The 14,980-nt window shown below is 70.1% G+C and carries 15 protein-coding genes, 1 tRNA gene and 1 pseudogene; 9 read left to right on the top strand and 8 right to left on the bottom strand.

Annotated features, from left to right (window positions below; genetic code table 11):
• Window positions 1-99 precede the first annotated feature (99 nt).
• Entirely contained in the window at window positions 100-1,569 is a 1,470-nt protein-coding gene (locus ABD331_RS26630; protein ID WP_344479936.1) for an AAA family ATPase, read from the bottom strand.
• A 41-nt stretch (window positions 1,570-1,610) separates the two neighbouring features.
• Entirely contained in the window at window positions 1,611-1,883 is a 273-nt protein-coding gene (locus ABD331_RS26625) for a glutaredoxin domain-containing protein (RefSeq protein WP_344480326.1), read from the bottom strand.
• Between the two features lie 98 nt (window positions 1,884-1,981).
• Here ABD331_RS26625 and ABD331_RS26620 point away from each other — a divergent pair.
• Window positions 1,982-2,058 (top strand) — tRNA-Pro (locus tag ABD331_RS26620).
• 439 nt (window positions 2,059-2,497) lie between these two features.
• Here the strand turns inward: ABD331_RS26620 and ABD331_RS26615 are convergent.
• Complete coding sequence (locus tag ABD331_RS26615) at window positions 2,498-2,848, bottom strand: hypothetical protein (RefSeq protein WP_344479933.1); 351 nt, start codon at window positions 2,846-2,848, stop codon at window positions 2,498-2,500.
• Between the two features lie 197 nt (window positions 2,849-3,045).
• Here ABD331_RS26615 and ABD331_RS26610 point away from each other — a divergent pair, with 197 nt between their 5' ends.
• A complete protein-coding gene (locus ABD331_RS26610; RefSeq protein WP_344479931.1) occupies window positions 3,046-3,852 on the top strand; it encodes a UTRA domain-containing protein in 807 nt (268 codons plus the stop codon).
• 244 nt (window positions 3,853-4,096) lie between these two features.
• A pseudogene (locus tag ABD331_RS61020) lies at window positions 4,097-4,480 on the top strand (NAD(P)H-binding protein); the annotation flags it as partial.
• 278 nt (window positions 4,481-4,758) lie between these two features.
• On the opposite strand, the gene ABD331_RS61015 reads toward ABD331_RS61020, so the two are convergent.
• Complete coding sequence (locus ABD331_RS61015; RefSeq protein ID WP_425566056.1) at window positions 4,759-5,124, bottom strand: hypothetical protein; 366 nt, start codon at window positions 5,122-5,124, stop codon at window positions 4,759-4,761.
• Complete coding sequence (locus tag ABD331_RS26600; protein ID WP_344479925.1) at window positions 5,070-5,501, bottom strand: hypothetical protein; 432 nt, start codon at window positions 5,499-5,501, stop codon at window positions 5,070-5,072. Before ABD331_RS26600 ends, ABD331_RS61015 begins: the two co-directional genes overlap by 55 nt.
• Window positions 5,502-5,920: 419 nt before the next feature.
• Between ABD331_RS26600 and ABD331_RS26595 the strand changes: the two genes are divergently transcribed.
• The 5 genes from ABD331_RS26595 to ABD331_RS26575 all read left to right on the top strand — a co-directional run bounded on the left by ABD331_RS26595 (window position 5,921) and on the right by ABD331_RS26575 (window position 12,413).
• On the top strand, window positions 5,921-6,466 hold the full coding sequence (locus ABD331_RS26595; protein WP_344479922.1) for a PadR family transcriptional regulator: 546 nt from the start codon (window positions 5,921-5,923) through the stop codon (window positions 6,464-6,466).
• Window positions 6,463-7,203, top strand: a complete 741-nt coding sequence (locus ABD331_RS26590; RefSeq protein WP_344479919.1) for an ABC transporter ATP-binding protein — start codon at window positions 6,463-6,465, stop codon at window positions 7,201-7,203. Before ABD331_RS26595 ends, ABD331_RS26590 begins: the two co-directional genes overlap by 4 nt.
• Before the next feature lie 5 nt (window positions 7,204-7,208).
• A complete protein-coding gene (locus ABD331_RS26585; protein WP_344479917.1) occupies window positions 7,209-8,999 on the top strand; it encodes an ABC transporter permease in 1,791 nt (596 codons plus the stop codon).
• Window positions 9,000-9,065: 66 nt separating this feature from the next.
• Complete coding sequence (locus ABD331_RS26580) at window positions 9,066-10,295, top strand: low temperature requirement protein A (RefSeq protein ID WP_344479915.1); 1,230 nt, start codon at window positions 9,066-9,068, stop codon at window positions 10,293-10,295.
• Between the two features lie 21 nt (window positions 10,296-10,316).
• Window positions 10,317-12,413: an AAA family ATPase gene (locus ABD331_RS26575; RefSeq protein ID WP_344479913.1), complete on the top strand. Its 2,097-nt coding sequence runs from the start codon at window positions 10,317-10,319 to the stop codon at window positions 12,411-12,413.
• Window positions 12,414-12,590: 177 nt separating this feature from the next.
• On the opposite strand, the gene ABD331_RS26570 is transcribed toward ABD331_RS26575, so the two are convergent.
• Both ABD331_RS26570 and ABD331_RS26565 read right to left on the bottom strand, forming a co-directional pair.
• A complete protein-coding gene (locus tag ABD331_RS26570) occupies window positions 12,591-12,785 on the bottom strand; it encodes a hypothetical protein (RefSeq protein ID WP_344479911.1) in 195 nt (64 codons plus the stop codon).
• Window positions 12,785-13,837 (bottom strand): GNAT family N-acetyltransferase, encoded by a 1,053-nt coding sequence (locus tag ABD331_RS26565; protein WP_344479909.1) that lies wholly within the window; start codon window positions 13,835-13,837, stop codon window positions 12,785-12,787. Before ABD331_RS26565 ends, ABD331_RS26570 begins: the two co-directional genes overlap by 1 nt.
• A gap of 179 nt (window positions 13,838-14,016) precedes the next feature.
• Here ABD331_RS26565 and ABD331_RS26560 point away from each other — a divergent pair, with 179 nt between their 5' ends.
• Window positions 14,017-14,325, top strand: coding sequence for a hypothetical protein (locus tag ABD331_RS26560; protein ID WP_344479906.1), 309 nt, complete (start codon window positions 14,017-14,019; stop codon window positions 14,323-14,325).
• An 8-nt stretch (window positions 14,326-14,333) separates the two neighbouring features.
• Here ABD331_RS26560 and ABD331_RS26555 read toward each other — a convergent pair whose 3' ends face one another.
• Complete coding sequence (locus tag ABD331_RS26555; protein ID WP_344479904.1) at window positions 14,334-14,699, bottom strand: Clp protease N-terminal domain-containing protein; 366 nt, start codon at window positions 14,697-14,699, stop codon at window positions 14,334-14,336.
• Between the last annotated feature and the right edge of the window lie 281 nt (window positions 14,700-14,980).

Below are 14,980 nucleotides of genomic sequence, written 5' to 3'. Positions count from 1 at the left end.
TTCGGGATGCGTCGTTCTTCTGACACCAGGAAGTGGTCCGGGCCTCCCCGTTGTTACGCCTCACCCGAAATTTCCGACCTGCCCGCTCAAGCGCGGCCGTCAGTCTCCCGTGTACATCCGGCGCAGATCGATCAGCTCCACGTCGGCACGCCCGCCGGCCACCTCGGCCAGCTCCCGGCTGAACCCGGCCCGCGCGAACAGCAGCAGCTTGGGCGGCGCCTCGACCTGGGCGTCCGGCAGCAGCGCCCGCAGATGCTCAAGGCGCTGGAGGTGCGGGACGTCCATCGGCGAGAGCGTGCCCTTGGCCTCGCCGATCGCGGTGATCCGAGCAGGCGCGCACGAGCGGGTCTGCGTCACCACCAGGTCCAGCTCGTGCCCTTGCCGATGCGCCCGGCAGGCCACCTCGCTCGGACGTACGGCGCTCGCGTCCCCGCCCAGCGTGTCCGCGGAGGCGTGCAGGAAGCACCACTCGCGGGCCAGGTCCTCGAAGTGCGGCCCGTAGATCTTGGAGGCGACCGTGTCGGCGTTGGTCTCCCAGACCCGCGCCGCCCGCCCGGCGACCAGCTCGGGCTCGCGCCGCTGCGTGATGAGCTGGTGGACCCGGACGATCGGCTCGGCGACCTTGTAGACGCTGCGTTTCTGCCGCAGGGCGTCGTCCACCTGCTCGATGAGGCCGATGCCCTGCAGCCCGCCGAGCAGATGGCCCAGCGCGGTGGCGGGCCGCCCCAGAGTGGCGGCGATCTCCGAGCGGCGATGGTTGCCCGCGCTGATGGCGGCCAGGACGGCGGTGTACGAGCTGGGGTCCGTGATCGACGGCTCCTCGCGCAGCAGCAGCCCGCCCTCGCGGAACATCGCCGAGGCCGGGTTGAGCAGCCGCCGCTGCACCCAGCGGTCGAACGAGCCCAGGTCCGCCGGCCCCGACCCGCCGCACATCTCCAGGTAGGCGGGGGTGCCGCCCACCAGCGCGTTGACCCGGAAGGCCAGCTCCGGATCGTCCGCCAGCCCCCAGAAGACACTCGCGTCGCGGAACCCGAAGGGCCGTACGACCAGCTCGAGCACCGCCCGCCCCCGGAGCGGCGCGCCGGCGCCGAGAAGTTGCGCCATCGTGGTCAGAGCGCTGCCGCAGAGGATCATGCGGGTGCGGGTGTGCTCTTTTGCGTGGCTGGTCGGGCTGAGCGCCTGCTGCAGGTACGACGGCAGCGCCGGCGTGGCCGAGACCAGATACGGGAACTCGTCGATGATCACAGGGGTGGCGCGTTCCTCGCCGAGCCGGAGCAACTCGTCGAGCCCCTCACGCCAGTCACGAAATGCGACCGGCTGGCGAAGCCCGCGATAAGCGGCGTAGGCAACGCCGAGGTCGGCGAGGTTCTGCGCCTCGGTCTGCTGAGTGGCCGCGAACAGCAAGCCACCGGTCTGCTGCGCGAGGAGCTCGAGCATGAGCGTCTTGCCCTGACGGCGGCGGCCGTACACGAGCCCCAGGGACGCACCGGCGGAAGGGGCGGCGACGAAGTCGACCAGTTCCTCCCATTCGGTGTCCCTGCCGAACAGTCGCGCTGGCTTGCTGATCATCCATCAAGTATAGCTGCGACTATTATAGCCACACCTATAATTCACTCCTTGAGCCGCTGAGGCGCGTACGTCCTGACGGCGTCCAGCAGTTCACGCCGCGACGGATTCACCATCGGCCTCCCCGCCACCGTCACCGTCGGCACCGTCTCGAAGCCGTTCGCCACCGACCGCACGAACGCCGCCGCGCCCGGATCCTTCCAGATGTTGACCTTGCGGTAGCGGAGGCTGGTGAACAGCAGGCTGAAACGCAGCTTCATACAGAACGTGCACATCGGCCGCCAGTACATGACGACCTCGTCACCGCCGTCTTGCATCGTTCCCACCCCAATCTCGATACCTGACGAGTCCGGCTCCTCCTGTAGGGTGGTTGCCGGTCGGACGTCCTTCAAGAGTGAAGGGCGCTCGGCGTGACCGGGACGTAGCGCAGCTTGGTAGCGCACTTGACTGGGGGTCAAGGGGTCGCAGGTTCAAATCCTGTCGTCCCGACCAGATTCTTGCTGGTCGTTGAGGGTGTCATCCGTTCGGGTGGCACCCTTTCGCCTTGGTGAGTGACCAACTGGGTGACTATCGGGCGAAGAGGGTGTCCATCGCCGCAGCCCCTTACAGGAAGTGCGGATCTGCTTCCAGTGCTCGGATCTGGAGGCCCTGTGCTCCGAGTCGGGTTGCCATCGTTCTGCTCGGGTTGCTGACTGTGGTGGTTTCCCGACGCGGGTACGGAACGTTCAGGCTGCCCCTCTACGCGTCTGGCCCCGCCTCTGCAGTCTGATCTCGGCCTGCAGGTTCGCTGCCAGTTCGTCCAACGACTCTCCGCACCGGACGTTGGACAACTCGCTTGTACAGGGAACCAGGTTCCTGCGCATGGCCACCCAGCCTCCAGCCAGATCCTGGATGCACCACGCCGGGTAATCCCTGATCAACTGCTCCAAGGTCACGCGCACGGCGACCCTCCGGCGACCGGCGAAGAGAGCGTGTGAGACTCCCGCAGGTGCGCATAATGGAAGGCGATCCGGCACGCGGCCCGTGATGGCTCGATGGCCGGATGGCGGGCGTACAGCACCCGCTTGCGACGGTCGTCCCAGCCCGCCCGCCACCAGTACCATTCACCGTCGCACCACACCACCAGCCCCACCCAGATCGACACCAGGGCGAGGCCGTAGCCCTCATGTATGTCCGCGTGAATGCCATGCTCGGTCTCGAAGGTCTTGCGCAGACGCTTGGCAGCCAGCACAGCTTGCATCTTCTTGCCGTTCTTGGGCACGGCGATAATCTGGTCGTGCATCGTTGACGCCCCAAAGCTCTCGATGCCCCAGACCCCCGTCTGCGGGCGGTGTTCCCGCACCGTTTGTCCCGTAGATGGGGGTCTGCTTAAGGCCCCGTTTTAGGGGGGCTAAAGTCGAGAGTAGAGCTCTGACCTGGCCATCGCAATAGGGGGGCTAAAGTGCGCCGAATGTCAGTTGCTGAGGAGGCAACGCCCGGATGGACTTGAAGACGCTGAGGGAAGTCGCGCAGGTCAGTGAGCCCGTGGAACGAGCCCGACTCCTCAGCCGACTTATGACCGAAGAACAGGGCCTGGTGGCCGAGGCAGCCAAGATGCGGCGGCAGGCCATCGCGGAGGCACGTGAGTCCGGCATGAGCCTGGAGGAGATCGCCGGTCAGTTGGGCGTCTCGCCGGGACGCATCTCCCAGATGCGCAAAGGGCCTACGGCTCGTGCGCCGGAGGGGCCCGCGTCCCCGGCTCCTCGGGTGCTGGTGCAGCGGGCGTTGCCGACCGAGCCCGCCGTACGGGGCTCCAAGTCCCTGTTCCTGGCGGAGGCGGAGCGGCAGGGGCTCAGGGCCGACCGCCGGATGCTTTACGTCGGACTGGAGCCTTCCAGCGATCATGTGGCCACCTGCCTGAGCGTCGAACCCGGTACAGACATCGTGGCGCGGCGCAAGTTGATGACCGCCAATGACGTGCCGGTGCGGATCGCGACTAGCTACTTCCGCGCGGACCTGTTCGGCGATACCCGCCTGGCCGAGCCGGAGTTCGTGAAGCCGTCCCTGCAGTCCGCACTGATCGCCCTGGGCTACGCGTTCGGTCGCGCGGAGGAGAACCTGACCGCTAGACCACCGACCGCCTTCGAACGTGAGACGCTGGAGTTGGAGCCCGGGGAGTGGGTTGTTCAGGTGCTTCGTGCGAGCTATTCGACCGAGGGCACGCCTGTTCACATTCTGGAGACGATCTGTGCGGCGAACCGGCACATTTTCCCCATTGGCCAGGTCTCAGGCCACGACGAATTCTGAGTGACGATCGCGATGGACAGCCTCGGACTCCAGGAGACTCGCACGGACCCATAACCCCAGGTGGGGCGGGCGTCTGCCATGAACCCGTCCCTGCGCAACGCGCCTGGGGGTCAAGGGGTCGCAGGTTCAAATCCTGTCGTCCCGACCAGATCGACGCTGGTCGGTAAGGGTGTCACCGCTTCGGTGGCACCCTTTATTCGTCGGGGCGGGGGCGCGTGGCGCGTTCATCGGCGACGATCAGCGCATGGCGGCGAGATACACCATCATCGGGTGCGGGCACGTCGGGCTGGAGCTGGCGCGGCGCTGGGCCGGGGCCGGGCACGTCGTCACCGGCACCACCACCACACCAGGGCGCGTTCCCGAGCTGCTGAAGGTGTGCGCCGAGGCGGTGGTGCTGCGCGGCGCCGACCGGGAGGCGGTCGCTCGGGCCGTCGAGGGCGCCGACGCCGTGGTGCTGACCGTGAGCCCCCGCCTCGGCAGGGCCTTGGACGCCGCCTCGCGGGTCGCCGAGTACGCCGACACGCTCGTCGCCAGTGCCCGCGTCGCCGTCTCCGCGCATCCGCGCGTCGTCTTCACCAGCTCAGGCTCCGTGTACGGCAGCGGCACCGGCCCCTTGATCGACGAAACGGCCCCCACCACCGGCGACCCGGACGCCTCCCCGCGTTCCTTCGTGGCCGCCGAGCAGGTGGTGCTGGGCTCGCCCGGCGGGGCGGTGCTGCGGATTCCCGACGTGTACGGCCATCCCGATGATCTGGACTATCCGGCCCGGGTGCGGTTCGCGCACGAGCGGCTGGGCGGGAGTGTGCCGTTCGCTGCGGAGGCGTTGTTGTACCGGATCGACTACCGGGATGCGGCAGCTGCCCTGGACTTCGTGGTGACGGAGGGGCTGACCGGTGTGTTCAACGGCTATCCGGATGAGGTGACGCCGCCGACGAACGCCGAGTTCTTCGGGGCGATCTGCGCGGCTGAGGGGTTGCCTGGACTGACGTATCGGGGGGAGATCCGGATGCCTGAAGTGCCGGTCGGGTCGGGCCGGTTACGCGGGCTCGGCTTCCGTTTCGAACACTGACACCGCCGTTTCCGAAGAAGCCACGGCCTCAGGCACCGACGCGGCCAGGGCGCGGCCAGGGCGCGGCCGACGAGCCGGCCGAAGGCGAGGGCCGGGGTGAGGCACATGCCCGAGCAGAACGCGTTCCCGTTGACCGCCGCCGACCCGATCACCTCCCCCACGGCATACGACCCAGGCACAACCCGCCCATCGACTCGCCGCACCCGCGAACGCTCGTCCACGTCCACTCCGGCGAACGTGATGAGCGTGACGGGATGGTTCTCGAGGGCGGCTCGGCAATCCAGCGGCGACCGCTCCGATCGACGTAGATCTCCCGCGGCGGCCGTTCCTGGACGACGAGCTGCGGCCGGTGCAGCCAGTCCACACGCGGGTCGCCGTCGTCGTGCGGCGGCAGGTACCGGCCCAGCCCCTGCAAGCCCGCGCCGACCCGTCGCGCCATCAGCAGCCCGTCACCCGTGGAGGTGGGTGCGGCCGAGGTGACCAGCGGCGCGCCCTCCAACTCGGCGAACAGCTCGGGCGCGAACCCGAACCGCCCGTCGCCAGCACCACGACCGGCGCCCGCCACTCCGCCCGTCCTCACCGATGAAGCCCGCCTCGAACAGCCACTCCAGCATCGCGGGCTGCTCGGCCAGCGACAGCCGGGTGAGGTCCGCGCGCCCGGTCCCCCGGTCATGCGGACGATGTCGGCGTAGTGCCGTTCCGGGTCGTCGTCGATGCCGCGCTCGCGTTGCGCGGAGAACCCTCCGGCCGGCAGGTGCCCGCCCGAGTAGGGCAGCGCGCCGCCGACGTCACCGGTCTTCTCCAGGGCGAGGACGCGCGCCCCGCCACCCGCCGCCGGTGATGGCGCAGGCCAGGGCCGCCGGGACCGGCTCCGACGACGCTCACGTCCCCTGCCATCCGCCACCTCCCGAATGGAATCCTGCGGTACGCGGGTCAAGAGCGCGTTTGACAGCACGTACGGCTAACCGCTAGCTCTTAGCTAACCGTTAGGGGGATGTCGTGCAAGACGCGGTGCTGGCGATGCTCGCCAAGGAGCCGTCACACGGGTACGGCCTGCGCGCCCGGCTGCGCCAGAGCCTGGGCCCGCTGGGCGAGTCGATGAATCCCGGCCAGATCTACGTGACCCTGTCCCGGCTGGAGAAGGCGGGGCTGGTCGTCTGCGAGCGGGCCGACGGCCTCCCCGAACGGCCGGACCGCAAGGTCTACGCGCTGACGCCGGCCGGGCAGCAGCGGGTGTCCGTCTGGCTGGCCGAGGTGGGCTGGCCCAAGCCGGACGTGGCGGAGTTCCATCTCAAGCTGGTCGCGGCGGCATCAGCCCGGCTGGCCGACCCGATCGAGCTGGTGGCGGCCCAGCGGCGGGAGCTGCTGCGCCGCCTGCGTGAGGCGCAGCAGGCGATCATGGCCGAGCCGACGGGATCGAGGGCCGTGCTGCTGCTGGAAGGGGTCGTGCTGCGGCTGCAGGCGGATCTGCGCTGGCTGGAGGCCTGCGAGCAGGTCTGGTCGGCAGCGGGCGCAGGAGCGGATGACAGAGTCGAGGGCGAGTGAACGAGTCGAACGCCGTGATCCAGGTGCGTGACCTGGTGAAGGAGCACGGCCAAGGAGAGAGCAGGGTCCGCGCGGTCGACGAGGTCGTCCTGGACGTGCCCGACGGGCAGATGCTGGCGGTGATGGGCCCGAGCGGCTGCGGCAAGTCGACCCTGCTGCACCTGCTGGGCGGCCTGGAACGGCCGTCCCGTGGTGAGGTGTGGCTGGCGGGGCGGCGCATCGACAACCTGAGCGAGCGGGCTCTGGCGCGCCTGCGACGCCAGTCGGTGGGGTTCATCTTCCAGGCCTTCCACCTGGTGGAGGAGCTGTCGGCGGCGGAGAACGTGGAGCTGCCCGCGCTGCTGGCCGGACGGTCGCCGCGGCAGGCCAGGCGGCGCGCGGGCGTCCTGCTGGAACGGGTGGGGCTGTCGGCGCGCGCCCGGCATCTGCCGTCGCAACTGTCGGGCGGGCAGCGGCAGCGGGTCGCCATCGCCCGGGCGCTGGCGAACGAGCCGCTGGTCGTGCTGGCCGACGAGCCGACCGGCAACCTCGACAGCGCGGCCACTCTGGACGTGCTGCGGATCTTCGAGGAGCTGCGTTCGGCGGGGCAGACGTTCGTGATCGTCACGCATGACGAGCGGGTGGCGGCCACCGCTGACCGGCTGATCTCGATGCGGGACGGGATGTTCGTGGACGACACCCGGCTGGCCGGCTCCCACGCGCGCGGCCTCGGCGGGCTGCTCGGGCTGGAGGGCTGACCGCCGTGGGCTCCATCGTGCTCGTCGCGCGGCTGGTGCTGGCCGACGTCCGCCGCCACACCACCCAGGCCGTGATGCTGCTCCTCGCGGTCACCGTGGCCACCACCACGCTGGCCCTGGGCCTGTCGCTGCGCGGCGTGAGCGACGCGCTGTTCGAGCAGACCCGCACGGCCACCGCCGCCCCGGACATCGTGGCGCTCTCCGGCGACACAGGCGCCGACGTCACCGAGGCCCTGACCTCGCTGACGAAGGCTCCGGAGGTGGTCGGCCACCACGGCCCCTACCGCATCGTCTACGCCGACCTCACCACCCGCGCCTCCGTCTCGTCCCCCGTGGTGGTGCACGGCTTCGCCGAGAAGCAGGGCACGATCAACCGCCCGCTGGTGACCTCGGGCGAGTGGATCCGTTCAGGCGCCACAGTGCTGGAACGCGGCTTCGCCACCGCGCTTGGCGTAGGCGTCGGCGACCGCGTCACGATCGCCGGCCGTTCCTACCCCGTCGCCGGCATCGCCGTCACAGCGGCCACGTCCATCTACCCCTGGGCGGCGGGCATCGGCCCGGGCGGCGGCCCCACCGACTACACCGGCCTGGCCTGGATGACCCGTTCGGACGCCGCCGCCCTGGCCTCGTCCCAGAACCTGCCCGTGACCACCGCCATGGACCTCGACCTGCGCGACCCCGGCGCCACCGAGGCCTTCACGCAGGCCCACCACATCGAGCCGATCCGGGTGAACTTCCGCTCCTGGCAGGACCGCGCCACACAGGACACCGTCATCCTCAGGAACACCCAGCCGATCCTGATCGTCGGAAGCTGGCTGCTCAGCTTCCTGGCCGTCACGGGCGTGGCGGCGCTGGCCGCCGGACGCGCCATCGAGCAGACCCGCCGGGCCGGGCTGCTCAAGGCCGTCGGCGCCACCCCGGGGCTGATCGCCAGCGTGCTGCTCACCGAGTACCTGGCGCTGGCGCTGATCGGCGACGCGCTGGGGCTGGTGATCGCCCGCCTGGCCATGCCCGCCATCGCCAGCCCCACCGCCAGCCGGATCGGCGACGCGGCCGGCCCCGACGGCTCCACCGTGATCGCGGCGACGGTGCTGGCCGTGATGGTGGCGGTGCTGTCCACACTGCGTCCCACGTTGCGGGCCATGCGGACGGCGACCGTCACGGCGCTGTCCGCCACCGCGCACCAGCCCCGGCACCGGCCCTGGCTGACCGCGCTGTCCGCGCTGCTGCCGACGCCGCTCCTGCTCGGGCTGCGGCTGACCGCCCGCCGGCCGGGCCGCGCGATGCTGCAGGCGTTCTCCACCGCCACCACGGTGATCGGGATCGTCGCCCTGCTGGCCCAGCACGCCCAGCCGGTGCGCGGCTACGGCCTGAACGGCTCCGCCGTCCTGCCGAACCTGCGCGGCGAGCACGACCGGCGGCTGCTGCTCGCCGTCACCGTCCTGCTGATCGCCCTGGCCGTCGTGAACACCATCACCTTCACCTGGAGCACCGCCGTCGAGGCCCGCACGAACATGGCCATCGCCCGCACCCTTGGCGCCACTCCCGGGCAGATCTCGGCGGGGCTGTCCGCCGCCCAGCTCCTGCCCAGCGTGGCGGGCGCCCTCGCCGGTCTTCCGCTGAGCTTCGTCGTGGTGGCGATGTTCACCGCCAGGAACGCGGTCGATCCTCCCTCGTCCTGGGTGCTCGCCGCCGTGCTCGCGATTTTGCTGGTGACGGCGGCGCTCACCGCCCTGCCCGCCCGCCTGGCGGCCCGCCGCCCGGTGGCCCAGACCCTCAGCGCCGAAGCCTCCTGACACGCGCGCAGGCCCGGCGTCCTCCAGCACCTCCCGCTGCTCGCGGCCCGGTTTTATCCTCAAGCCGTGAGCGAAGCCGAAGAGCGTCACGCGAGCTGGCTTGAGCTGTTCTTCGATCTGGTGGTGGTCGTGGCGGTGGCGCAGCTCGCGCAACGGCTGCGCCAGCCCACGTGGGCGGAGGTCGGCCTGTGGGTGCTGATGTACTACGCCGTCTGGAGCATCTGGACGACGCTCACGCTCTACTCCAACGTGCGCGCCGAACGCACCAGGACCCGCGCCATGCTCGTCGGCATGTTCTGCATCGCCGTCATGGCCGCCGCCATCCCGGACGTCGCCCGGGACGGCGGCCTGCACGAAGGCTGGTTCATCGCGGCCTACATCGTCTGCCGCGTCGGCGCCTCGCAGACGTTGCAGCAGTCCGGCACGATCCTGACGGCGTGGCCGGCGGCCCAGCTCGGAGCGGGCCTGCTGCCCTGGGTCGTCTCCATCTGGGCCGATCAGCCGATGCGTTACCTGCTGTGGGGCCTCGGCCTGGCGCTGGACATGGCCTTCGCCATCCTGCGCAGCCGCGACCCGCAACGGCTGATCGCCGTCATGGAACGCCAGGTCCGCCGCCTCTACGCGCGGGAACGCCGCTGGGACGGCGTCGCGGGCACGACGGCGTCACCGGCCCGCAAGGTCGTCGCGGCGGTACTCGACCCGTCGCACCTCTCCGAACGGCTCGGCCTGTTCGTGATCATCGTGCTCGGTGAGGCGGTCGCCCAGGTCATCCTGGCGTCGTCGGGCGAGACGTGGAACTGGCAGTTCGCGCTGGCGGCGCTGGCCGGGTTCGGGCTGATCGTCGCGTTATGGTGGCTCACCGTCCGGTTCGGCATCAACACCGTCGTGGGGCCCAGCGAACGCGAGATGAAGGCGTACGTGGCCCTGCCCGCGCACTTCGTCATGACAGCGGGCCTCACCGCCACCGCCGCCGGGCTGGGCGTGGTCATCACCTCACCAGGGACGCCGCTGGACGTCGGCATCGGGTGGGTGCTCGGCGGCGGCCTGGCCGGGTACTTCGCCGCCTCCACCGTCCTCGGCGTCGTGGCCCGGGCCGAGCGGCGGTGGCTGTGGTTGTGGGGGGTGCCTTGCGTGGTGGCGCCGCTGGTGGTGGCGGGGGTGGCGTGGCTGGTGCCTGCTTGGCTGGTGGTCGCCTTGCTGTTGGGGGTGGCTCTGTGGCGGGTCGCCTACCGGCCGAGACAAGACGCCGAGGAGACGCTGCCCACGTCCGGCGGCGAGGGGACGGCCTCTGCGTGAGGCGGCGAGGGGACGCGGCCCGTGGAGTTCCAAGCCCGCCTCGGGATCGCCAGGAACCTCCTCGCCACCCGGCTCGACACCTTGGTGGCCGCGGGGGTGATGCGGCGCGTGCCGTACCAGGAGCCTGGGGATCGGCAGCGGCACGCGTACGAGCCGACCGAGCAGGGCCTGGCGCTGCGACCCACGCTCGTGGCGCTCCTGGAGTGGGGCGACACCTCCCCCGCCGACCCGCAGGGGCCGTCGGTCATCGTCCGGCACCGGCCGCTGGAGACGGCGCTGGCTCGTGCGACGAGCCGGTCAGGGTCGTCCTGGAATGCGCCGGGCTGCATGGGCAGCTCGCTCCCGAGAACATCTACCGCGCACCCGGGCCAGGGGCGCGCTTCGTCGACGCGTCCTGAGGCGCCGGTCCCCGTCAAGGACGGCCACCTGCCCACCGCCATCGCCGTGGACGCGGCGAGAACAGGCATCGGAGGGGTTCCGTATGGCGAGACGCGAGCACCCGGACGGTGGCACACTGTGATCATGCGGACACCCCGAGCGAAGTACTTCAACACCACCGGCCCGTGCGGCCCTGAGCGCCACTACATGCTGCCCCCTACGCAACGGCTTCCGCAGGCCCGCGAGCTCATCGAGATGGACCGCTACTTCGTGCTGCACGCCCCCCGGCAGACCGGCAAGACGACCACGCTGCGCACCCTGGCCGCCGAGCTGACCGCCGAAGGCGACATCGCGGCTCTGATGTTCTCCTGCGAGCGCGCCAAAGTGGCCGGCGACGACTACGCCGCAACTGAGTCACTTCTGCTGGAATCCCTTCACGAGGCCGCGCAACGGTCGGGATGGCCGAAGAAGCTGCTGCCGCCCGCTTCCTGGTCGGAGGTCACGCCCGGCAGCCGATTCCACCAAGCACTGAGCAAGTGGTGCCGCCGCTGCCCGCGCCGGGTGGTGCTGTTCATCGACGAGATCGACGCCTTGCAGGGCGACAGCATGGTGAGCATCCTCAGCCAGCTCCGCGACGGTCACAACGCGCGACAGGACGGCCAGCCGTTTCCCGCGTCCGTGGTGCTGTGCGGGTTGCGTGACGTGCGTGACTACAAGATCGCCTCAGGCGGTGCCGCCGACGGGTACAACGCGGCCAGCCCGTTCAACATCATCCGGAAATCGCTACGGCTGGGCGACTTCACCGCCGACGAGATCGCCGAGCTCTACGACCAGCACACGCAGGCGACCGGTCAGGAGTTCACCAAGGACGCCGTGGAGCGGGTCTTCGAGCTGACCCAGGGACAACCCTGGCTGGTCAACGCTCTCGCCGATGAGATCATCACCGAGATGAGGGTGACCGGGACCATCGCCACCGGGCAGGTGGAGGACGCCAAGGAACGGCTGATCAAGGCGCGCGCCATCCACCTGGACTCCCTGGCGGTCCGGCTGCGCGAGCCCCGGGTCAAGCGCGTCATGGAGCCCATCGTGGCCGGCGGCCCCTACACCGAGCGCCACAACTCCGACGACCTGTCCTACGCCCGCGACCTCGGCCTGATCACCCTGAAACCCCCGCCGCAGGTGGCCAACCCGATCTACCGGGAGGTCATCCTGCGCGTGCTGGGCGACCTGACCGAACAGAACATCCACGCCGACCCGCACAGCTTCGTGCTTCCCGACGGCCGCTTCGACCTGCCCCGCCTGCTCCGGGAGTTCGTCGTCTTCTGGCGCGAGCACGGCGAGGTCCTCATCCGGCAGGAGGGCTACCACGAGGCCGCCTGCCAGATCATCCTGATGGCCTTCCTGCACCGCCTGATCAACGGCGGCGGCTACCTCGACCGCGAGTACGCCTCCGGCACCAAACGCCTCGACGTCCTGGTTCGCTGGCCCTACCCCGGCCCCGACGGCGAGCGCCTCATACAGCGCGAGGCCATGGAGCTCAAGGTCTGGCGAGCAGGCGAGAACGACCCCAAGCCCGACGGCCTCGCCCAGCTCGACCGCTACCTCGACCGCCTCACCCTCACCACCGGCGTCCTGGTGATCTTCGACCGCCGCCCCGATGCCCCGCCGTGGCAGGAACGCGGCGGCTTCGAACAGGCGACCACCCCGTCGGGCCGCCAGGTCACCCTCCTGCGTGTCTGACCGCAGAACCGTTCGCCGCGCACTCGATTCAGGCGCCCTCGGTGATCTGTCCGAGGGTGGCGGTGTAGGCCTGGAAGGCTTTCGCGCCCTTCGTCGGTCAGCGCCAGCCAGGTCCGGGGACGCTTGCCGACGAAACCGGCGCGTGGATGATCCCGTCGAGCGCGTGCCAGGGGTGACTCACCGAGCGTCCTCGTCCCGGAACACCCGCACCGCGCCGTACAGCAGAGGAGCGGCAGCGACGAGCGCGACCAGGACGTCGGGCACCACCCACTCCGGCCCGGGCTCCAGCGGGTGCAGGAACATGTTGTAGAGGGACGCCAGCACACTCGTTCCCACGAACGCGCCAGCGACAGGGAAGATGATCCGGGACATCAGCCGGCTGTGGACCTGCTCGCGGAAGACGAGGCGGGCGCCGAGCACCACGCCGACGACGATGAAGAGAGCTCCTGGACGCCGATCGGCTTGCGATAACGCACGTACTCGCCCCGCCGCCGGAACCCCACGCTCTCGTACAGGTCGTAGGACCGATGCGGGTTGGCAGTGCCGGTGTACAGCCGAGCAGCCGCCGCGCCGTTCTCACGCAGGCACCGCAACCCGTCCACCAGCAGTGCCCGCCCCACTCCCGAACGCCTCGACTCCGCCCGGACGCTCAGCTCCTCGACCTCACCCAACGTGCGATCCTCCCGGCGAAGGGAACACAGGGCCACACCCGCCATGCGGTCACCGTCCCAGGCGGCCCGCCAGCAGGTCGGATCGGCGGTCGCGAGAAAACTCTCGAACGTCCACTTCTCGGTGTACGCGGCGTTCGCGTACGAATCCACCACCGTCTTCCACGCGTCCCGGTAGTCGGCCGTTTCGACGGCCCCGATCCGGACACCGGGTGGCAGTCGCCTGCCGTCCGGGAGCCGGCTCAGATCAGCCAGCTCCAGCTCCAGCTCCACGAGGCTGAAGACGCGCCGGTATCCGGCACCGACCAGCAGCGCCGTCGCGTCCCGCTCGCCGTCCGTGGCGTTCGCGCCGAACACGGCCGTACGGGAGGTGCCGTGCTGCCGTACGAGGTGACGGATGCGATCTTCGGCCCAGGCGAGCATGGCGGAGCCGACGCCCCTGCCGCGGTGGTCGGGAAGCAGGTAGCCGCGGTGCAGGTACAACCACGTGCCGTCCCGCTCCTCCCACCACCTGATCGTCGCGTAGCCGACGACGCCACCGTCGCGCTCCACCACGATCTGGTTCTCGGGCGAATCGTGCAGGGACTGCCCGATCTCAGCAGAAGTGGGAATGCCCTCCAGAACCGACCGGGTATCGACCCGATCCCGCTCCGCGCAGCCGAGCCGTACCGCCGCCATCGCATCATGGTCTTCGTGACCTCGGCAGGGGCGGAGCACGTAGCCGATGGGAGGGCGGTCGGTGTCGTTCACGCTCACACCGAGATCGTAGGGCGACGACTCTTCAGGAGGTAGTCATGCACACTCCCCCCACACCCCCGCCGCGCCGCCCCGACGCGGGCCTGAGATCCGGCAGCACGCCCCCGGGTCCGAACAAGATCCGTGAGACCCGACCAGCCGCTACTCCCCCAGCGCCGAGCGCCCAGCAGATCGCCGACATGACGGCCACCGCTCGTCAGCTGGCCGGCGCACACCAGGAGCAGAATCCGAAGAACCTCCGCTACATCGCCTCGACCCGGCAGGCGACCCTCGCGGCAACCACCCCTTCACGTCCTGTGGGTGACGCGAGTGTCTATGTGATCCAGATGGAGGGCGACTTCCAGCGACATGTCCGGCATGCGAAGGAGCCGTTACGCGGCACGTCCATGTTGATCCTCATCGACGCCGAGACCGGCCAGGTCACGGACTGGAGCATCTCGGCGCAGCCCTTCGACCTGCGAGAGCTGGGACAAACGGTTCCTCTGTGAGGCCCGTTTCAGAGCCCGTCACCGCGCAGAACCCTGATGACCTGAGCGCGGGCCTGCTGAAGGCCGACGCCTGGAACCGCTGCTTCGTTCTCGCGGAGGAGGCCGAGCAGCAGATGCTCGGTGCCGACATACCGATGGCCCAGCTCGGCCGCCTCCTGCCGGGCCAGCTCTGTGAGGCGTCCGAGATCTGCGTTGATGCCCGGGGCGGGCACGGCGCCGAGGCTGTTGAGCGTGAGGACGGCCACGCCCTCGTCCAGGCGCATCAGGCCCGCCAGCAAGTGATCACCGGTGACCTGGTCATGGCCCTGAGCCGCAGCCTCGTGCGCGGCCAGGTCCAGGGCCCGCCGGGCGCGAGCCGTCAGAAGGCGTTCCAAGGGCTGACGACGAGTCGTCCTCTTGAGCTTCCTGAGCATGCGGCCTCCGTCCGGGCGGGCGAAGACCAGCGTACGGAGGCATCCGGCAGGAGGGACAGCGTGATGAAGAAGGTCGTGTTCGTGGATTGGCATGGTGTGCTGTCCTGCGACCCCTTCTGGGCGTCCATCCGGGACGAGCCCCGGCACCCGCTGCACGCTCAGCTCGTGCGGAGCCTCGCCCCGGTCTTCGCCGGCGAGCGGGCACGCGCCTGGATGAGGGGCGAGCTGTCCTACGCCCAGAT

It is taken from the genome of Nonomuraea monospora (genome assembly GCF_039531895.1).
In the GTDB taxonomy this organism is placed as follows: Bacteria; Actinomycetota; Actinomycetes; order Streptosporangiales; family Streptosporangiaceae; genus Nonomuraea; species Nonomuraea monospora.
The sequence above is the reverse complement of the archived record's forward strand: the minus strand, read 5'-3'. Positions and strand labels throughout refer to the sequence as shown.